This window comes from Streptomyces sp. NPDC002671 (genome assembly GCF_053592475.1).
In genome coordinates, this window is sequence record NZ_JBSFVU010000002.1 from 46,748 (window position 1) to 65,321 (window position 18,574).

The 18,574-nt window shown below is 71.1% G+C and carries 18 protein-coding genes; 6 read left to right on the forward strand and 12 right to left on the reverse strand.

Going from position 1 to position 18,574, the window contains the following annotated elements:
• The first annotated feature begins 59 nt into the window (after nt 1-59).
• The 4 genes from yczE (at nt 60) to ACWD35_RS02900 (ending at nt 3,533) form a co-directional block, all read left to right on the forward strand.
• Nucleotides 60-713, forward strand: coding sequence for a membrane protein YczE (yczE, locus tag ACWD35_RS02885; protein ID WP_451349361.1), 654 nt, complete (start codon nt 60-62; stop codon nt 711-713).
• Nucleotides 710-1,483: a glycerophosphodiester phosphodiesterase gene (locus tag ACWD35_RS02890; protein ID WP_451349362.1), complete on the forward strand. Its 774-nt coding sequence runs from the start codon at nt 710-712 to the stop codon at nt 1,481-1,483. Before yczE ends, ACWD35_RS02890 begins: the two co-directional genes overlap by 4 nt.
• A gap of 62 nt (nt 1,484-1,545) precedes the next feature.
• Nucleotides 1,546-2,892 carry an MFS transporter gene (locus ACWD35_RS02895; RefSeq protein WP_451349363.1) on the forward strand — a complete coding sequence of 449 codons (1,347 nt, stop codon included), beginning with the start codon at nt 1,546-1,548 and terminating at the stop codon, nt 2,890-2,892.
• A 266-nt stretch (nt 2,893-3,158) separates the two neighbouring features.
• Entirely contained in the window at nt 3,159-3,533 is a 375-nt protein-coding gene (locus ACWD35_RS02900) for an RNA polymerase-binding protein RbpA (protein WP_009187548.1), read from the forward strand.
• 97 nt (nt 3,534-3,630) lie between these two features.
• Here ACWD35_RS02900 and fxsA read toward each other — a convergent pair whose 3' ends face one another.
• From fxsA to ACWD35_RS02920, 4 genes are all read right to left on the reverse strand, one after another.
• Nucleotides 3,631-4,170: an FxsA family membrane protein gene (fxsA, locus tag ACWD35_RS02905; RefSeq protein WP_451349364.1), complete on the reverse strand. Its 540-nt coding sequence runs from the start codon at nt 4,168-4,170 to the stop codon at nt 3,631-3,633.
• Between the two features lie 84 nt (nt 4,171-4,254).
• The gene (locus tag ACWD35_RS02910) at nt 4,255-5,049 is read right to left on the reverse strand and encodes a polyprenol monophosphomannose synthase (RefSeq protein ID WP_451349365.1); all 795 of its coding nucleotides are present in this window, start codon (nt 5,047-5,049) and stop codon (nt 4,255-4,257) included.
• 534 nt (nt 5,050-5,583) lie between these two features.
• Nucleotides 5,584-7,185, reverse strand: coding sequence for an amidohydrolase (locus ACWD35_RS02915; RefSeq protein WP_451349366.1), 1,602 nt, complete (start codon nt 7,183-7,185; stop codon nt 5,584-5,586).
• Between the two features lie 79 nt (nt 7,186-7,264).
• Nucleotides 7,265-7,705, reverse strand: a complete 441-nt coding sequence (locus tag ACWD35_RS02920; protein WP_189951680.1) for an Lrp/AsnC family transcriptional regulator — start codon at nt 7,703-7,705, stop codon at nt 7,265-7,267.
• A 243-nt stretch (nt 7,706-7,948) separates the two neighbouring features.
• Between ACWD35_RS02920 and ACWD35_RS02925 the strand changes: the two genes are divergently transcribed.
• Complete coding sequence (locus tag ACWD35_RS02925; protein ID WP_451349367.1) at nt 7,949-8,386, forward strand: hypothetical protein; 438 nt, start codon at nt 7,949-7,951, stop codon at nt 8,384-8,386.
• A gap of 64 nt (nt 8,387-8,450) precedes the next feature.
• On the opposite strand, the gene ACWD35_RS02930 is transcribed toward ACWD35_RS02925, so the two are convergent.
• The 8 genes from ACWD35_RS02930 to ACWD35_RS02965 all read right to left on the reverse strand — a co-directional run bounded on the left by ACWD35_RS02930 (nt 8,451) and on the right by ACWD35_RS02965 (nt 17,572).
• Nucleotides 8,451-9,545, reverse strand: coding sequence for a phosphotransferase family protein (locus ACWD35_RS02930; protein WP_451349368.1), 1,095 nt, complete (start codon nt 9,543-9,545; stop codon nt 8,451-8,453).
• 13 nt (nt 9,546-9,558) lie between these two features.
• Nucleotides 9,559-10,665: a hypothetical protein gene (locus ACWD35_RS02935; RefSeq protein ID WP_451349369.1), complete on the reverse strand. Its 1,107-nt coding sequence runs from the start codon at nt 10,663-10,665 to the stop codon at nt 9,559-9,561.
• Between the two features lie 345 nt (nt 10,666-11,010).
• On the reverse strand, nt 11,011-12,183 hold the full coding sequence (locus tag ACWD35_RS02940; RefSeq protein ID WP_451349370.1) for an acyl-CoA dehydrogenase family protein: 1,173 nt from the start codon (nt 12,181-12,183) through the stop codon (nt 11,011-11,013).
• Nucleotides 12,184-12,407: 224 nt separating this feature from the next.
• Nucleotides 12,408-13,067 carry a TetR/AcrR family transcriptional regulator gene (locus ACWD35_RS02945; RefSeq protein WP_451349371.1) on the reverse strand — a complete coding sequence of 220 codons (660 nt, stop codon included), beginning with the start codon at nt 13,065-13,067 and terminating at the stop codon, nt 12,408-12,410.
• Between the two features lie 113 nt (nt 13,068-13,180).
• Nucleotides 13,181-13,321 carry an SCO1431 family membrane protein gene (locus ACWD35_RS02950; protein ID WP_451349372.1) on the reverse strand — a complete coding sequence of 47 codons (141 nt, stop codon included), beginning with the start codon at nt 13,319-13,321 and terminating at the stop codon, nt 13,181-13,183.
• A gap of 98 nt (nt 13,322-13,419) precedes the next feature.
• Complete coding sequence (locus ACWD35_RS02955; protein WP_451349373.1) at nt 13,420-14,790, reverse strand: peptidase C39 family protein; 1,371 nt, start codon at nt 14,788-14,790, stop codon at nt 13,420-13,422.
• Between the two features lie 232 nt (nt 14,791-15,022).
• Nucleotides 15,023-16,561: an amino acid permease gene (locus ACWD35_RS02960; RefSeq protein WP_451349374.1), complete on the reverse strand. Its 1,539-nt coding sequence runs from the start codon at nt 16,559-16,561 to the stop codon at nt 15,023-15,025.
• Nucleotides 16,562-16,615: 54 nt separating this feature from the next.
• Complete coding sequence (locus ACWD35_RS02965; protein ID WP_451349375.1) at nt 16,616-17,572, reverse strand: hypothetical protein; 957 nt, start codon at nt 17,570-17,572, stop codon at nt 16,616-16,618.
• Between the two features lie 252 nt (nt 17,573-17,824).
• On the opposite strand from ACWD35_RS02965, the gene ACWD35_RS02970 reads away from it, so the two are divergent.
• Entirely contained in the window at nt 17,825-18,445 is a 621-nt protein-coding gene (locus ACWD35_RS02970) for a uridine kinase family protein (RefSeq protein ID WP_451349700.1), read from the forward strand.
• The last annotated feature ends 129 nt before the right edge of the window (nt 18,446-18,574 follow it).

The following is an 18,574-nucleotide window of genomic DNA, read 5'->3' on the forward strand; positions in this document are numbered from 1 at the left end:
CATCCCAAGCCACAGAGTGTCATGCATCAGGCCACTGTCACCACCCAGGGGGGTCATTCATGTCCATACCGGGCCGTCTCGGACGACGGCTGATCCAGCTGTACGCCGGACTCGCGCTCTACGGGGCCAGTTCGGCGCTCCTCGTCCAGGCGGACCTGGGCCTCGAACCCTGGAACGTGCTGCACCAGGGGCTGGCGAAACTCACCGGGCTGACCATCGGAGTGGTGTCGATCATCGTGGGGGCGGCGGTGCTGCTCCTGTGGATACCGCTGCGCCAGCGCCCCGGGCTCGGCACGGTCTCCAACGTCTTCATCGTCGGGCTCACCATGGACGGCACCCTCGCCCTCCTCCCGGACGTGCACTCGCTCGTCGTCCGGGTACCGCTGCTGCTGGCCGGGGTCGTGCTGAACGGTCTGGCGACCGGCCTGTACATCACGGCGAGCTTCGGGCCGGGGCCGCGCGACGGTCTGATGACCGGTCTGCACCGGCGCACCGGCCGCTCGATCCGGCTGATGCGAACGGTGATCGAGGTGACCGTGGTGGCCACCGGATTCGCCCTCGGCGGCACCATCGGCATCGGCACCCTGCTGTACGCGGTGGCCATCGGGCCGCTGGCCCAGCTGTTCCTGCGGATGTTCGCCGCCCCGGCGGCATCGGACGGCAGCGCGATCGTTGCCGAGCCGATACCAGGAGGAGCGATACTGCGTCGGTGAGCACATCGATACGCGTCCGCCACCCGTACCTCGACCACCCCGGGCCCATCCCCTTCGCCCATCGCGGCGGGGCCGCCGACGGGCTGGAGAACACCGCCGCGCAGTTCCGGCGGGCGGTCGAGCTGGGCTACCGGTACATCGAGACCGATGTGCACGCCACGGCGGACGGCAGGCTCGTCGCCTTCCACGACTCGACCCTGGACCGGGTCACCGACGGGGCGGGCCGCATCGCCGACCTGCCCTGGGCGGACGTGCGGCAGGCGCGCGTGGGCGGCCGGGAACCCGTGCCGCTCTTCGAGGAGCTGCTGGAGACCTTCCCCGACGTCCGCTGGAACGTCGACATCAAGGCGGAGCCCGCCCTGCGACCGCTGCTGGACCTGATCGAGCGCACGGACGCCTGGGACCGCGTGTGCGTGGGCTCCTTCTCCGAGGCCCGGGTGCTGCGCGCGCAGCGGCTGGCCGGGCCGCGGCTCGCCACCTCGTTCGGCACGCGCGGGGTGCTCAGCCTGCGGCTGCGCTCCTGGGGGCTGCCGGCCTCGGTGCGCCGCTCCGCGGTCGCCGCGCAGGTGCCGGAGGCCCAGTCGGGCGTCCCGGTGGTCGACCACCGCTTCGTCCGTGCCGCCCACGCGCTCGGGCTGCAGGTGCACGTGTGGACGATCAACGAACCGGAGCGGATGCACCGGCTCCTGGATCTCGGAGTCGATGGCATCATGACCGATCACATCGACACGTTGCGCAAGGTCATGGAGGACCGCGGCGTCTGGGCCTGACCGCCCGGAGTGCCGGAACCGCACCTTCGCACGGCACGACAGCGCAGAAGCGAGGGGTGCGTATGGGCATCGACACCGTACAGGCGGCGACCGACGACGACAGAGCGGCACGGCGGCGCGAGCAGCGCGGCTGGTACGCCTACGACTGGGCCTGCTCGGTCTACTCGACGAGCGTCCTCACCGTGTTCCTCGGCCCGTATCTCACCTCGGTCGCCGAGTCGGCGGCGGACGCCGACGGCTATGTGCACCCGCTGGGCATCCCGGTCCGGGCGGGCTCCTTCTTCGCCTACTCGGTGTCCCTGTCGGTGATCGTGGCGGTCGTGCTGATGCCGCTCGCGGGCGCGGCGGCGGACCGCTCGGGCCGCAAGAAGCCGCTGCTGGGGGCGGCGGCGTACACGGGCGCCGCCGCGACCACGGGCATGTTCTTCCTGGACGGCCACCGCTACCTGCTCGGCGGGGTGCTGCTCATCGTCGCCAACGCGGCGCAGTCCGTGGCGGCGATGGTCTACAACTCCTATCTCCCGCAGATCGCCCCGCCCGAGGAGCGGGACGCGGTCTCCTCGCGGGGCTGGGCATCCGGCTACGCGGCGGGCTCCCTGGTGCTCGTCGCGAACCTCGTCCTGTACTCCGCGCACGACTCCTTCGGCCTGTCCGAGACGGCGGCGGTCCGCGTCTGTCTGGCCTCGGCCGGTCTGTGGTGGGGTGCCTTCACCCTCATACCGCTGCGCCGGCTGCGCGACCGGCACGCGCGCGTGGAGCGCGCCGCCGCGCCCGGGCTGCGGCAGCTCGCGGCCACTGTCCGGGACATGCGCCGGCACCCGCTGACGCTGGCGTTCCTGCTGGCGTACCTCATCTACAACGACGGCATCCAGACGGTGATCTCCCAGGCCTCCGTCTACGGCTCCCAGGAGCTGGGGCTCGGGCAGTCGACGCTCATCGGGGCCGTGCTGCTGGTGCAGGTGCTGGCCGTGGCGGGCGCCCTGGCGATGGGGCGGCTGGCCCGGACCTACGGCGCGCAGCGGACGATCCTCGGCTCGCTGGTGGCCTGGACGCTCACGCTGGCGGCCGGCTACTTCCTGCCCGCCGGGGCGCCGGTGTGGTTCTTCGTGCTGGCCTCCGGGATCGGGCTGGTCCTCGGCGGCAGCCAGGCGCTGTCCCGCTCGCTCTTCTCGCATCTGGTGCCGCCCGGCAAGGAGGCGGAATACTTCTCGGCGTACGAGATGAGCGACCGCGGCATGAGCTGGCTCGGGCCGCTGCTGTTCGGTGTGACCTACCAGCTGACCGGAAGCTACCGCTCCGCGATCATCTCGCTGGTGGCCTTCTTCGTCATCGGATTCGCCCTGCTCGCACGGGTCCCGGTGCGCCAGGCGATCCAGGCGGCGGGCAACCCTGTCCCGGAGAGGATTTAGCGTCGATTTAGCGCTCGGCGCGAAAGGGCTGTAGTGTACGCGTTTGGCCTGCCAGGCGTACCGTTACTGCGCGTCAAAGATGCCGAAACGCTGGGTGACATCTGCTAGCAGATGTGACAAACCGGGCGCCTGTGGGTAGAACAAGGGGCGGCTACGACGGCGACGCATGACCCGGAACGGGAATCTTTACCGCCGACCGGACGTTGACCGGATGACGACGACAGCGACACCTGTCCTGTGGGCGACAAGCCCGGGAGGCACGATTCATGAGTGAGCGAGCTCTTCGCGGTACGCGCCTCGTAGTGACCAGCTACGAGACGGACCGCGGCATCGACCTGGCTCCGCGCCAGGCCGTGGAGTACGCATGTGAGAAGGGGCACCGTTTCGAGATGCCCTTCTCGGTCGAGGCGGAGATCCCGCCGGAGTGGGAGTGCAAGGTCTGCGGGGCCCCGGCACTCCTGGTGGACGGCGACGGCCCTGAGGAGAAGAAGGCCAAGCCTGCGCGTACCCATTGGGACATGCTGATGGAGCGCCGCACGCGCGAGGAACTCGAAGAGGTTCTCGAGGAGCGCCTGGCCGTTCTTCGCTCCGGGGCGATGAACATCGCGGTTCACCCGAGGGACAGCCGCAAGTCGGCGTAGTCCCTGCGGGGCTGGGCCGGACACACAGCGCACGTAAAATTACCGCGGGCGCCGTACGTGAGACGTACGGCGCCCGCGGTTTGCTGTTCGCGTGCGGCTACCGGGTCAGCGGGGGCCACTGTTCCCCCGGCTCGGGGCGGTCCTCCCGGATCACCTCACCCTGCACCACCTTGCCGTCCGGCCGGTGCATGCGGGCCTGCTGGAAGGCGTTGCCCAGGGATCCGGGAGCGGCATGGCGGAGCTTGCGCTCGGTGTAGCGGCTCACGCCCTTCTGCACCGCGGGTATCAGCAGGAGGAGGCCCAACACGTCGGAGATCAGGCCGGGGATGATGAGCAGCAGACCGCCGAGCATCGTCAGGCCGTTGCCGCCGCCGCGCTTCGGTGAACCGCCTTGCTGGAAGGCCTCGTTGAGGTTCTGGAAGGCGCGGCGGCCGGCCCGCTTGATGACCACGGAGCCGGCGACGACACCCGCCACCAGCAGCAGGAACACGGTCAGGCCGCCGGCCGCGCCCGCGACCTGGGTCAGCAGCCAGATCTCCAGCACGAGCCAGGCGGCGATGCCCAGCGGCAGATATCTGCGCACCGGGGAACGTCGGGGCCGAGTGGTGGTCGCAGAGGTCGGGGCGCCAGTCGTCATGCTCCCAGTGTGCCTGGGCGCGGCTCAGTACGGGATAAGCGGGATGCGGGACAAGAGGATGGCCGGCCGGGGCCGGCGCCCGTCCTACGCCCGCTTGTCCTTGCCAGTGAACTTGCCGACGCGGTCCCCGACGCCCCAGGCGGTGACCCGCCACAGCGCCTCGACGAGGATGTCCTTGCTCATCTTGGAGTCGCCGAGTTCGCGCTCCACGAAGGTGATGGGGACCTCGACCACGTGGTAGCCGGCCTTGACGGCACGGCGGGCGAGGTCGACCTGGAAGCAGTAGCCCTGCGAGGCGACCTCGTCCAGGCCCAGACCCTCCAGGGTCTCGCGGCGGAAGGCGCGGTAGCCGCCGGTGATGTCGCGCAGCGGGAGGTCGAGCGCGAGGCGGGAGTACAGGCTGCCGCCGCGGGAGATGAACTCGCGGGACTTGGGCCAGTTGACCACCCGGCCGCCGGGCACCCAGCGGGAGCCGAGCACCAGGTCGGCGCTCTTGAGGGCGGTGAGCAGGCGCGGCAGCTCCTCGGGCTGGTGGGAGCCGTCGGCGTCCATCTCGATCAGCACGCCGTAGCCGTGCTCCATGCCCCAGCGGAAGCCCGCGAGGTAGGCGGCGCCCAGGCCCTCCTTGCCCTTGCGGTGCAGCACCTGGACGTGGTCGTCCTCGGCGGCCAGCTCGTCCGCCAGCTTGCCCGTGCCGTCAGGGCTGTTGTCGTCCGCCACCAGTACGTGGGCCTCGGGGACGGCCTTGCGTACCCGGCCGACGATGAGCTTGATGTTCTCCGCCTCGTTGTAGGTCGGGATGATCACCAAGGCCGTTCCGAGCGGGCCGTACTGCCTTCCCTGGGCCTTGGCCGCGAGGGTCCCGTCGCCGTCGTTCACTGCTGCCCCTTCTGGTCGTACGCAGGGGTCCACCATAGTGGCCGCGGCCTGCCCTGACCTCCCGGCGCGTTCGTATGGTGGTGTCTATTCCACAAGAGTGGGGTAAGAGTGCACTTTTGGGTATCCGCAACCCGCGGCGGATGGGGGCCCGGCGCCCTTCGGGCCGACCTTGGACCCGCTGGCTGCGGATCGACCGAAAGCCGTTGTCTACTGAGCGCCCGGACCCCACCCGGGTCACACCTTGCCGACCGGCCGGAACGTTCTTTCGCCGGCGCGGGCACTGAGCCTGGCTCCCAGCGACGGTGCCCCGGTGCGGCACACCGTCCCTGACCCAGCGGCGCTGCGACGAGTGCGCGAACACTCCCCGGTCGGGCGTCCGGTGGTGGACTCGGACGAACCTACCGGCCCCCGGCTGCCGACTGTCAATAGGCATTTGGCCTGCGCAAACGATCTACGGTTCGCGGGGAGCGCGGAGGATGCGCAGGTGGGGCGACGGGCGGCGGCGGACGATCACCGCCGCGCCACCCCCGGAGATCACTCGCCCGGGCGTACGAACACCGCCCGCCCGCCGACCACGGTCCGCAGGCAGACCGGGAGGTCGCGGCCCGGGGTCAGATCAGGCAGGCCGGGGGTGCCGGAGCGCGGGTCGGTGGACCAGCGGGCCACCCGGTCGTCGGGGGCCTGGACGACCAGTTCGTCGGTGCGCCACACGGCGTAGTCGGCGGGCGCCCCGGGCACCAGGACGCCCGCGTCGTCGCGCCCGACGGCGCGCCAGCCGCCGCGTGTGTGCGCGGTGAACGCGGCGCGTACGGAGACCCGGTGCTCGGGCGTGCGGTGGAAGGCGGCGGCACGGACCGTGCCCCACGGGTCGAGCGGAGTGACCGGGCTGTCGGAGCCGAAGGCGAGCGGGACACCGGCGCGCAGGAGGGCCGCGTACGGGTTGAGGGTGCGGGCCCGCTCGACGCCGAGCCGCTCGGCGTACATGCCGTCCTCGCCGCCCCACAGCGCGTCGAAGGCGGGCTGGACGGAGGCGAACAGGCCCAGCTCGGCGAAGGCGGCGATGGTCTCCGGGGTGAGCATCTCGGCGTGCTCGACGCGGTGCCGGGCGGCGCGCACGCGGGCCAGGCCGACCTTCTCGGCGGCGGCCCGCACACCCTCCACGACGGCGGTCACGGCGGCGTCGCCGATGGCGTGGAAGCCCGCCTGGAGGCCGGCCTCGGTGCAGGCGACGACGTGGGCCGCGACGGCGTCGGCGTCCAGGTAGGCGGTGCCGGTATGGCCGGCGTCGGCGTACGGCTCGTGCAGGCAGGCGGTGTGCGAGCCGAGGGCGCCGTCCACGAAGAGGTCGCCGGCGGCGCCGTGCGCGCCCAGTTCGCGGGCCTTGTCGACGTCCTGCTCGGCCCAGTAGCCGACCACGCGCGGTCCGCGCGCGTCGGCGGCCAGCTTCAGCAGGTCCGTGAAGTCGTCCTCGGAGGAGATCTTCGGGCCGCCGCACTCGTGCACGGTTGCGATGCCGAGGGAGGCGGCGTGCGCGAGGGCGGTGCGCTGGGCCTCGGCGCGCTGGGCGGGGGTGACGGCTGCGAACGCGGCGCGGCGCACGGTGTGGTGGGCGTCGGCGGTCAGCGGGCCGTCGACCGGGCCGAGGCCCGGCACGAGGTCGAGCAGCGCCGAGGTCACGACCGCCGAGTGGACGTCGATGCGGGAGAGGTAGAGCGGGCGCCCGCCGGTCGCCGCGTCGAGTTCCGCGCGGGTCGGCGGGCGGCCTCCGGGCCAGCGGGCGGCGTCCCAGCCGTGGCCCAGCAGGACGCGGTCGTCCGGGCGGGCGGCGGCGAAGTCGCGGACCCGGTCGAGAGCCGCCTCCAGGGAGGGCGCGTCGGACAGGTCGAGGCCGGTCAGTGCGACGCCGGTGGAGGTGGTGTGCACATGTGCGTCGGTGAAGGCCGGGGTGACCAGGGCTCCGTCGAGGTCGATCACCTCGTCCACGCCGTCGGCGAAGGCGTCCGCGGCGCCCTCGGAGCCGACCCAGGCGACTTGTCCGGCCTCGACGACCATCGCTGTTGCGAAGGGGTCGGCGGGGCTGTGCACCTCGCCGCGGCGCAGGAGGACGGTCTGGGTATCGGCGGTGCGCTCACTCATGACCCACAGTCTCTCGTGCCGGCCGGCCTGAGCCGCACCTGGGGCGTGTCGAAACCGTGCCCGGCACGGGCGACAGCGGTCAGATCCGCGGTGGGCGCGCCTCGTACGGCGTGGACAGCGCAACGGTCGTCCGCGTGGACACGCCCGCCAGGCTGCGCAGGCGGGCCAGCAGTTCCTCCAGTTCGTGCGGGGTCGCCACGCGGACCTTGAGGATGTAGTTCTCGTCGCCGGCGACGCTGTGGCAGGCCTCGATCTCGGGGACACCGGCCAGGCGGTCCGCGATGTCGTCGGGGGCGCTGGGGTCGAACGGTTTCACCGAGATGAACGCGGTGAGCGGCAGCCCGACGGCCTCGGGGTCGACCACCGCGGCATAGCCGCGGATGACGCCTCGCTGTTCGAGCCGGCGCACCCGCTGGTGCACGGCCGACGTGGACAGGCCCGTGGCCTTGCCCAGATCGGTGTAACTCATCCGCCCGTCCTTGACGAGCAGCTGCACGATTTGACGGTCCAGCTCCTCCATGAGGCAAAAACCTACAGTGCGCTCGATCTCCACGGACACTCGGCGCCGCAGGTCATGCCCGGTTCGTGATGTGCCCGAGACAAATGCGCCACACCGGGCACCCCCACCTGGCATGTGACGAACGCCACATGCCCTGAGCGGGCTCCGTAATGTTCTCGTGATTACCGCCGAGGCCGGACGGGAAGTGCTTGCTGTGGTCGAGGCCGCAGTGCCTTTTCGGCCCAGCCTTAGGGGGAGAATCCCATGCAGAGTGTCAATCGCGCAGGCCGTTCCGCGTCCAAGCGGCAGTCGCAGGTCATCGAGCCCGATCCGGAGGGCGTCGAACCCGACCTCTTCGAGGTCGAGGAGCTGGACCTCTACGACACCTTCGAGATGTACCGCGTCATCTGCCCGGACTGCGCGCAGCCTATCGCGCTGCTGGCGGACGAGGAGGTGCTTCCGGAGCACGCGCTGTGCGCCTCGCCGTGGAACCCGTTCGGGCTCACCGTCTGTGCGGGCACGGGCCGTTCGGCGACCGACGCCCGCCCCGCGGACGAGTCCTTCGAGCCGCAGGAGCAGGACACCGCCCTGCTGCTCACGCTCCCCCAGGGTCTGGACTGGCGGACGCAGCCCTTCTCGCACGTCGGCGGCCCGGGCTCGCGACCGATGCGCGTGCCGGAGCTGCGCCGCCAGGCCGCCTGAGCCCTTCCGCTCGGCCCTCCCGGCCCGACCCTCCCGGCACGCCCGGCACAGTCCCGGTACCGGCTCAATCCCAGTAACTGCCCTGCACCATGGCGCGCAGACTGTCGTGGTGCAGGATCAGTGTGTCCGGGTTCGCCGGGACGGCGACTTCCCCGAAGTACGCCTGCCGGTAGGCGATGCGCAGCATCACGATCGCGTGCCGCAGGGCGGCGTAGAGGGTGTGGAACTCCATGTCCCGCGGGGTGTGGCCGGTCAGGCGTGCGTAGCGGGCCTCGACGCGGTCGCGGCGCAGGAAGTCGGGCAGTCCGCGCTGTCCGGAGGCGGTCGTGAGGTCGTGGAAGAAGCGGTGCAGGTAGATGGTCCAGCCGAGGTCGACCTCGCGCGGGGCGAGTGCCGCCATCTCCCAGTCGAGGACGGCGACGGGGTCGAAGTCGTCGTAGACGACGTTTCCGATGCGCGCGTCGCCCCAGTTCAGGACGGGTTCGCCGGGCTCGCTCGGCCACAGCTGCTCCAGCCGGTCGAACGCGGCCTCGATGAGGGGTGAGCGAGCGAGGCCGTCGACGACCCAGGCGTAGTAGGCCCGTTGGGCCGTGACGTGCCGGCGCAGGGCGTCCCCCTCGCCGGGCGGGGTAAGGAAGTCGGCCTCCCTCACCGGGACTTGGTCGTGCAGCCGAGCCAGCAGCCCGATCGTGACCGCCTCCAGATGCTCTCGTTCGGCGTCGCTCGCCGCGTGCAGCCAACTGCCTTCGTAGGTGTACGGCATGACGTCCGGCGGCACGCGTCCGGCCACCCGCTCCATGACGAAGAACGGCGCCCCGAGCGGGCCCGGGTCCTCCTCCAGCCACAGCACGCGGGGCACCGGAAGGTCGGTGCGGTCGGCCACCAGGCGCAGGGTGCGGTACTGGCGCACCATGTCGTACTCGGGGAAGACGGTGTACGCGGCGGGGTCGGCCGCCAGCCGCAACGCACAGGACCGTACGGGCGGTTCGGGGTGCTCGATGTCGAAGAGCAGGGTCTCGCTGGACATGCCGTTCGAGGCCGGGACGGTGACGCCGACGGCCTCGGCGCCGGGCAGCCGGGTGCCGAGCCAGGCGGTCAGGCGCCGGGTCAGCTTCTCGATGTCCCGGGTGGTGGTGCGCGGTCGTGGTGCCGTGGCCATGTCGTCGAACCCCCTACGGCGCAACGGAGTCGAAGCCGGTGAAGCCGCTCGGGCCGTGGCGGCCGAACGAGCCGTGCTCGAAGATGCCGTACCCGGCCTGACCGTCCAGCCGGAAGCGGGCGGAGTGGTCGGTCACCCCGTAGGCGGCCAGCGGGTGCGCCGAGGGGTCGGAGAGGTCGTACGTACGGCGGTCGGTCCAGCCGGAGCCGCGCCAGGTGCCGTGCTGCCAGTCGTCGGCGGGCGGGTAGCCGGCGCCGACCGCGAGCGGGGAGGAGGCCAGGATCTCCACGTCCAGTTCCTGCGGCTTGCGCAGGTCGCCGAGGTGGATGACGGCACGCTCGGGGTGGCGGGTGCCCCGGCGGTAGGTGATGTCGGCCTGGGGCCAGCCCAGTTGGCGGTCACGGTGGCCGGGGCGGACCAGGGTGGCGTCGTTCAGGGAGCGGTGGCCGTCGGCGTCCTCCTGGACAATGACCATCAGGAAGCGGTCCTCGAAACGGACCGGGCACCAGATCCAGTGGAATCCCTCGGTCGGGTGATCCCCGGCGAGCCGCCCACCGTCCTCTCCGGGTATCGGCCGCACGCCCCAGCTGCGGTCCCGGGTGCCCGTCCAGTCCTCCGCGGAGACCTCGAACCGCTCACCGCCCGCCCGGATCACGCCCTGCACGCTCCCCGCCTGGACGAACCGCCGCCCCTCCAGGGTGAGCCGGCCGCCCCGGCGCTGGAGGTGGTGGGGCTCCCACAGGGCCGGGAAGGCGGCGGTCCAGGTGAGGTCGTACGACAGCTCGTCGTCCTCGCAGACCAGGCGGAGCCGGTGGAGGGGTTCGGGGACGTCGATGCGCAGCGGGCCGACGGCGAGCCGCATGCGGTCCTCGCCGAGCGTGTCCGAGGCACGGACGGCGTGCAGGGTGTCCCCCGTGCGGAGCGTGGCGTAGGCGTCGATCACGCCGAGGTTGGGGTAGACCCCGAGGCCGAGGATGAGCAGGGCGCGGCCGGCATGGTCGAAGACGTGGAAGATGCAGCGGTCGTAGGCGTTCCGGTCCCCGGTCGCCACGTGCTTCATGGACAGCGGCACCTGGTGCACGGGGTACTCGTCGAGCGGTACGGGACGGTCGTCGGCCACGGACACCCCCTGGAAGACAGTCCGCTGACGGTACGTCAGATGCCTGGAGGAGGCCAGAGCGGGAACCGGACGGCTGTGAACTCACGCACGAATGCGCACGGCGGTGACCTGTCCGGCGACCTCCGCGTTGCCCAGGCATGACCCTCATGTATCCGGCAACCGGGCGTCAGCGCCGGGTCTTCGTCCCCCGCCCCGCAGAATCGGTTCCGCCGCCGCCTTCGCAGTCGGACCCGCCCATCTACCGTGATCTGCTGCGCACCTGGGCCGACCGGGGCCGCACCCTGCCGGGCCGCCACGACCCGGAGTGGGTCAGGCTGGCGGCCCCGACGGTCCTCAGGGGGCAGTTCAGCGACTCTCAGGTCCCGCCACGTGACGGGCGATGACCACGCGCTGGATCTGGTTGGTGCCCTCGACGATCTGGAGCACCTTGGCCTCGCGCATGTAGCGCTCGGCCGGGAAGTCGGCGGTGTAGCCGTAGCCGCCGAGGATCTGCACGGCGTCCGTGGTGACCTTCATGGCCGTGTCGGTGCAGTGCAGCTTGGCCATGGCGGCCTGCTTGGAGAAGGGCTTGCCCGCGTCGCGCAGCCGGGCCGCCGCGAGGTACAGCGCCCGGCCGGCCTCGATCTGGGTGGCCATGTCGGCCAGCATGAAGCGCAGGCCCTGGAAGTCGGCGATGGCCCGACCGAACTGCCGGCGCCCGGTGGCATAGGCGACCGCCTCGTCCAGCGCGGCCTGGGCGACACCTATCGCGCAGGCCGCGATGCCGAGCCGCCCGGAGTCGAGGGCCGACAGGGCGATCGAGAAGCCCTGGCCCTCTTCGCCAATGCGCCGGTCGTCGCCGACCCGGACCCCGTCGAAGTGGACCTGGGCGGTGGGCGAGCCCTTCATGCCCATCTTCTTCTCCGGGGCCGCGGCGCTCAGGCCCTCGGCGTCGCCGGGCACCAGGAAGGCGGTGATCCCGCGGGGACCCTCCTCGCCGGTGCGGGCCATGACGGTGTAGAAGTCGGCGATGCCGCCGTGCGTGATCCAGGCCTTGGTGCCGTTGATCACCCACTGGTCGCCGTCCCGTACGGCCTTGGTGCGCAGCGAGGCCGCGTCCGAGCCGGAGGACGGCTCGGAGAGGCAGTAGGCGCCGAGCAGGCCGCCGCCGAGCATGGCCGGAAGGTGCTCGACCTGCTGCTGCTTGAAGCCGTAGGTGGCGAGCCCGTAGGCGGCGAGGGTGTGCACGCTGACACCGAGGCCGACGGTGAGGCGGGCCATGGCCAGCTCCTCCAGAACCTGGAGGTAGACCTCGTAGGGCTGCTCGCCGCCGCCGTACTCGGAGTCGTACGGCAGACCGAGCAGGCCCGATTCCGACAACAGGGTGAAGATCTCGCGCGGGAAGCGCGCGGCGTCCTCCTCTTCGGCCGCCTTCGGCGCGATCTCACGCTGGGCGATCTCACGGACGAGCGAGATCAGGTCCCGCGCTTCCTCCGTGGGCAGCTGACGCTCCACCGGCTGCGGGTCACGGTCGGACATGGCGTCGGTCTCCTCCCTGTTCGGGCACCGGCGGTCTGACCCGCTGGGTGGGGGCGCTCCGCCTGATCGTTCCGGTTCTGCCGAAGGCGCCGCCTCCGGGTCTCGGAGGCCGCTGACCAGCGGCTGCGCTGTGAGTATGCCCGATCAACGACCGCACGTCACCAGTTAACGACCGCTTACTTCAGGAATCGGACAGTGGCGTTCCGCACCCCTGAAATTGATCGTCAGTCGTCGCGGCGGGCCGGCGGCGGGGCCGGATAGGAGGGGTCCAGCTCCTCGATGGCGCGCAGGGCCCCGCCGAGCGTCTTCACCAGCAGCTCGCGCAGGACGTCACGGGACAGGCCGGGCCGGTCGATCCAGTCCAGGGCGGCGCCCTCGACGCTGCACACCCAGGAGAGCAGCCCCATGCGGGCCAGTGCGGAGATGTCACGGCGCCCGTAGGCGCCCTCGGCGATGGTGGCGACGATCGCCTCGCGCACGCCGTCCCGGATGGCGTGAACCTCGGTGTCGAAGCCGACCCCGCCGCTGACGATCGCGCGGTAGGCGGCCTGGTGGTGCTCGGCGTAGCGGAGGTAGCTGTCGATGGTGCGGTGGACGCGGTCCACGGCCGGCAGTTCGAGACCGCTCCCGGCGACGCTGACCAGGCCGGCCACGGAGTCCTGGATGATGGCCAGGTAGTAACCGCGCTTGGACTGGAAGTAGTAGTAGATCAGCCCCTTGGCGACCTGCGCGTGGCGGGCGATGTCGTCCATGGACAGCGCGTCGTAGGACGTGTCGGCGAACAGCCTCCGCCCGATGGCGATCAGTTCGGCGCGCCGCGCCTGCGAACGCTCGGTGCCGCGCGCCCGGGGAGGGGCGGCGGCACGCTGTTGACGCATATTCAACTTCGGCCCTGGTCTAGGCAATCGGCGGGACAGCCGCAGTATGTCAGAACAAGGGCCGCACAGTTGCCCGATCAGAGCAGTCGGAGCCGGGTTCGGATCGCTCCGGACCGGATTCAGATCAGTCCGAGCTGGGTCACGAACATCGCGACCACCGCGACCAGGACCCAGCCCATGACGTGCTCAAGGATCTTCGGTCCGTCTTCCTGGGGGCCGCCGGTGCGGGCGCGGGTGGCGGTGGCCGGGTGTGCGGTCATGGCTTCTCACAGACGTCGGACGTACAGGCTGAAACCCCCGCCATCCATCCACTTTGCCACCCGCTGCACCGTTTACGGCGGAGACGTTGCTCACAGGGTCAGCGCACGCCCACCGCCTCCAGCGCCTTGCGCTGGCGCGGGCTCGGCTGGGCCGGGAAGTACAGGTAGCAGACGCCGCCGGTGCCGGAGACGACCTTGCCGGAGGCGTTGTACCGCTTGGTCCGCAACCAGATGTTTTCGAACTCCCTCCGGAGGTAGACGCGGCGCACCGCCTGGTCGCTCGGCGAGGCCGGGTCGTTGGCGATCACGTCGCCCTCCGCGGTGAAGCCGATCACCGTCATCAGGTGACCGGAGGTGCCGTAGCCGGCGCCGGTCAGCTCGGTCTTCAGGAAGGACTGGGACGTTATGGCCGGGATGCCGGCCGCGATCAGGGTCTCCAGGTCGGTCAGCGAGGTGAGCCGGGTGACGACGCCCTGAAGGTCCGGGAAGGTGGCCGCGTAGGCGGCGTTGAACGGCCAGTTGCCGCAGCCCTGGTACTGGTAGTCGTAGGTGGAGCGGGCCGCGTGGTCGACCTGGGGGTCGGCGTAGGACGGGTCCACCCAGGACAGCTGCTCGGGGGTGAGCCGGCCGCCCCAGTACTCGACGATCATCTGCGAGCTGGTGGGGCTGCACCAGGCCTCGCCGCCGTTGTCGTACTGGGGGTACTGGCCCTTGTGGATCTCCTGCGAGTAGCGCGGGACGGCCAGTTCCTGGGCGAGGCCCGGGGCGGAGGCCGGGACGGTGAAGCGGTCGGGGATGTCGGAGCCCATGGCCCCGAGCCGCCACACGGTCGGGGTCAGGTGCGTGCCCGGGGTGCGGTAGAGGGTGAGCCGCAGCCGGTGGGAGGCGAGGCGCAGGCCGGTGCTCGCGTCGTCGATGGCGAAGGTGTCGGTCCAGACGGTGCTCTTGCCGTCGCTCTGGCCGTCCACCGAGGTCCGCTTGATGTCCTGGTCCCCGGCCGCCCAGCGGCCCATCACGTACCAGGGGGTGTCGGTGCCGTCGGTGTACGTGCCGCGCAGCTCGACCTGGAGCCAGGTACCGGCCGGGGTGTGCGCGTTCCAGGAGGCGATGACCTCCGTCGCGGGGACGGTGAGCTGCTGGACCGGGGCGGTCCAGGTGGCGTACTCCCAGGTGGCGGTGGTGCCGGTGTGCGGGTCGGTGTAGTCGGTGCGGCCCGCGGCGGTGCCGATCTCGACGGCGGGGCGGAGGCCGGAGACGGCCCGGACGCCCTGGGCGGTGCCGGACCGCCAGTCGCGGTACGTGGTCCAGGCGCAGTAGTCGACGGTGCGGGCCGGCGCCTGGCCGGAGTCGCCGCCTTCGCCGCCGGAGGTCTGCGGGTTCGCGGCGGCGGGGGCCGCTCCCCCGGTCACCGCGGCGGCCACGGCGACGGCGAGGACGGTTCTGCGGGACGGCTGTTGGGCTCTGCTCATGGGCGCGATTACCCCCAGGTGTCCGATTCGGGATGATCCGGTGCACGGTTGTGCGCCAACTATGGAGCAGGCGGCATGCCCCTGCCAGCACTTCGGCTCATGCCACGCCATGAATATTGGTCTCGGCCACTGAAGGGGGGCTGACCGGTGGAGGGCCGGCCCGGACGTGGCCCGGACAGGGCACGGCCCCGGCGTGGGCGAGTGCCGTGCGCCGGGGCCGGGGAAACCGAGGTCAGACGAGGTCCATCGCGGCGACCTCGTCGGGGCGGCCGTAGCTGACCGGGCCCTGGAAGCGGCGGCGGGCGGCGGCGAACCACCACACCGTGGCCACGAGCAGCACGACGGCCAGGGCGATCGACGCGTAGTTGAAGGAGTCGGCGGTGATCGGCGAGGCCTGCGGCAGCATGAACAGGACGCTGCTGAGCACGATCCAGATCACCGCCACCCAGCCGATCGGCCGGCCCCAGCGGCCCAGGTGCCAGGGGCCCGGCTGGAACTCGGCGCCGAGCCGCAGCCGCAGGAAGATCGGCACGGCGTAGGCGAGGAAGAGCCCGACGACGTTGACGCTGACGATGGCGGTGAACGCCGTGTGCGACCACCAGCCCGGCACGACCAGGGCGAGCGAGCAGACCACCGCGAGCCACACCGCGTTGACGGGCGTACGGGTGCGCAGCGAGACCGAGTGCCACCAGCGCGAGCCGGGCATGGCGCCGTCCCGGGAGAAGGCGAAGATCTGCCGGGTGTTGCTGGTGAGGTTGGCGAGCCCGCAGAAGAGCATCGCGCCGATCACGATCAGCAGCATCAGCTTGGCGGTACGCAGGCCCAGGCCGTCGATGAGTATCTGGACCGGCGGCGCGGCCGAGCCGGCGACTTTGTCGTAGTCGCCAATGCTGTAGACCAGTGCCAGCATCAGGATCAGGCCGGTGATCGCCGAATAGCCGACGGACCGGGTGATCCCCCTGGGCGCGTTGACCGTCGCGTGGACCGTTTCCTCGGACATGTGGAAGCTGCCGTCGAAGCCCGTGAAGGTCCAGCTCGTGACCAGCAGGCCGAGCATGCCGCCGTAAAGTCCGTTGGTGAAGCCGGTGTTGTTCTCGAAATGCGTCACGAAGGACGCCGACTGATGATGGTCGGGCATCACTATGAGTGTGCTCACGATCACCACGAGTCCAATCAGCAGCCACCACACGGAAATGCGGTTCAGTACGGCGACGAGCTGGACGGTGTAGGTGTTGGCGAGGCCCTGGAGCACGATGATCAAGCCAGTGATCAGGACCGTCTGGTGCGCCGTCGGCCGGTACGAGGTCCACTGCAGGGCGATGAAGGCCTGGATGAAGGTGGCCGCCGCGTAGCCGGTGGCGGCGGTGCCACCGATCTGCCCCACGAAATTCAGCCAGCCCGTGTACCAGGACCAGGCACCCTTGTGCCGCTTGGCGAGTTTACCGGCGGAGAAATACAGCGCGCCGCTCGTCGGATAGGCCGAGGCGACTTCCGCCATTGCGGCACCGATGAACAGCACCATGACGGACACGCCGATCCAGCCGAATACGAGAATGCGCGGCCCGCCCGCGTTCATGCCGTATCCGAAGGACGAGAAAATACCGGAAAGGATATTGATGATGGTGAAGGAGATCGCGAAATTGTCGAACGCCTGGAAACGCCGGGTGAGTTTCCGCGGATAGCCCATCGCATGCAGGGTGGCGTCATCGTCGAGCACGACCGGGGCCGCGTCGCGGGCCGTCGCCCGTGACGCCGGAGTCCGTTCCGACACAGATCGACCTTTCTCTCGGGGGAGGAGCAGGCAGGAGCAGGGGAACGTGCGGGGTCAGAGGGGTCCGGGGACGGGCAGGCCACAGGTACGCCGGGCCCGGGAGAGCTGCTCGGCGGGGTCACCGAAGGCGCTCCAGGGCATGCGCGAGGCGTACGGACCCATCGCCGTGAACACCGCCCGGGCCTCGAACTCGCGCTCCCCCATGACCAGCGCGTGCGCGAGGTAGGCCAGGTCGAGCACCGGGGTGAAGGGGTAACCGGCCACCGTGGGCAGCCAGTTGCGGTAGATCGCCAGCGCGGTGGAGCGCCACTGCGGCTGTTCCCAGACCCGGCCGGCCAGCAGCTGGGTGGGGTTGTAGCTCTCCACCAGGGCGACCAGGGGCAGCAGCCGCAGGTCGGAGTTGACGGGCGCCCGCTGACTGAGGAAGGCGGCCACGTCCCAGGCGGCGTTGACCGAGCCGCCGTGGCGGGAGAAGAAGAACGACAGGAACCGGTGGTGGGCCTCGCGGTGCCACGGGTCGAAGGACAGCACGTGCGCGAACAGCCGCCAAGGGCCCGGCGGGGCGGTGAGCAGGCCGTTCGGGGCGGGGTCGCGCAGCCGGTGCAGGCGGGTCATGGCCAGCTTGGCGACCCAGGGGGTGGGGTCGTCGGGGGCGACGGCGGCGGCCCGGTCACAGGCGGCCAGCGCGATCCGCTCCAGCGCCTCGGCGCGCTCGTCGTGGGCGTCGGCGGCCCGCATCGCCCGCTGCACCGCCACGCGGGCCCACATCAGCGCCGCCTCGGGCGACGGCTCCTCGGCCAGCCAGCGCTCGACCAGGTCGGTGCCGGCCGCCTCGGACGCCAGCACCAGCGAGCGGTGGGCCCGCAGCCCGAAGTCGGAACGCGTCTCGGCGAGGGCTTCGCGCGCGCTCCGATATCGCCCGGCGCGCACATCGACGCATACGCTTGCCAGGACACGGTCGTCAGCCGCCGGATGCCATACATAGTGCCCTTCGAATAACCCCGCGGCCATGCTCCCCTGTCCGTCCCCGTTCGACGCATCGCAGTTGCGCGCTGGAGGCACCATACTCAGCGGCGGGCACCCTCGGAACGCCGAATTCGACATATCGGTCAGCGGATTCGGGATGTTTATCGAGAGGATTGACTGGCCGCCAGCCGATGGTTCAAGAAGTGACGATTTCCCACCGGCCGGTCCCGTCGGTACGCGCCACTACTAGACTGTTTCCGGAAAACCCCCACACCGCACCACACCACGGGAATCGCCATTCACGACCTCGCCGCCCGGCTGCACGGGCTCCCCCCGTCCCTCGGGCCGGTCCGGCTGATCGGCGTCGACGGGCACGCAGGCTCCGGAAAGTCCACCTTCGCGGGCCGGCTGGCCGCCGCGCTGGGCGGGGCCCCGGTGCTGCACCTCGACGACATCGCGAGCCACGAACAGCTCTTCGACTGGACCGGACGGCTGCTGGCCCAGGTGATCGAGCCCCTCGCCCACGGCGAGAGCGCGCACTACACCCCCTACGACTGGCGCGCCCGCGCGTTCGCGGCGCCGCGCCCGCTGCCGCCCGCGCCAGTGGTGCTGATCGAGGGCGTCGGCGCCGGCCGCCGGGCGTTGCGCCCGTATCTGGCGCGGCTGCTGTGGATGGAGCTGCCCCACGAGGACTCCTGGGCGCGCGGACGGCTGCGGGACGGGACGGAGCAGCGGGAGTTCTGGGACGGGTGGGTCACGGCGGAGCACGAGCACTTCACCGCCGACCCTTCACGCCCCCATGCCGATCTTCTGGTCGTCCAGACACCCGAGGGGTACACGGTGCTGCCGGGACCGGGATCGCCTCCTGGGACAGGCCAGGAGGTCACTCACCGTGATGGACCATCCGCGATGTGCTGAACTTGTGAAGATCGCGATTCGAGAACTTCTTCAAGTGCCCCAACTGCGCTTGACCGGGGGGGCGTACAGGTCTTACGTTCTCAATGTGCGGCCTTTGGGAGCCGCCCGCAGACGCGAAGCCCCCGGTTG

Coding starts and splice junctions, on each gene's coding strand:
- ACWD35_RS02900 (WP_009187548.1), top strand. CDS start 3,159: ATGAGTGAGCGAGCTCTTCGCGGTACGCGCCTCGTAGTGACCAGCTAC.
- ACWD35_RS02895 (WP_451349363.1), top strand. CDS start 1,546: ATGGGCATCGACACCGTACAGGCGGCGACCGACGACGACAGAGCGGCA.
- yczE (WP_451349361.1), top strand. CDS start 60: ATGTCCATACCGGGCCGTCTCGGACGACGGCTGATCCAGCTGTACGCC.
- ACWD35_RS02965 (WP_451349375.1), bottom strand. CDS start 17,572: ATGGCCGCGGGGTTATTCGAAGGGCACTATGTATGGCATCCGGCGGCT.
- ACWD35_RS02940 (WP_451349370.1), bottom strand. CDS start 12,183: ATGTCCGACCGTGACCCGCAGCCGGTGGAGCGTCAGCTGCCCACGGAG.
- ACWD35_RS02950 (WP_451349372.1), bottom strand. CDS start 13,321: ATGACCGCACACCCGGCCACCGCCACCCGCGCCCGCACCGGCGGCCCC.
- ACWD35_RS02925 (WP_451349367.1), top strand. CDS start 7,949: ATGCAGAGTGTCAATCGCGCAGGCCGTTCCGCGTCCAAGCGGCAGTCG.
- ACWD35_RS02955 (WP_451349373.1), bottom strand. CDS start 14,790: ATGAGCAGAGCCCAACAGCCGTCCCGCAGAACCGTCCTCGCCGTCGCC.
- fxsA (WP_451349364.1), bottom strand. CDS start 4,170: ATGACGACTGGCGCCCCGACCTCTGCGACCACCACTCGGCCCCGACGT.
- ACWD35_RS02920 (WP_189951680.1), bottom strand. CDS start 7,705: ATGGAGGAGCTGGACCGTCAAATCGTGCAGCTGCTCGTCAAGGACGGG.
- ACWD35_RS02915 (WP_451349366.1), bottom strand. CDS start 7,185: ATGAGTGAGCGCACCGCCGATACCCAGACCGTCCTCCTGCGCCGCGGC.
- ACWD35_RS02930 (WP_451349368.1), bottom strand. CDS start 9,545: ATGGCCACGGCACCACGACCGCGCACCACCACCCGGGACATCGAGAAG.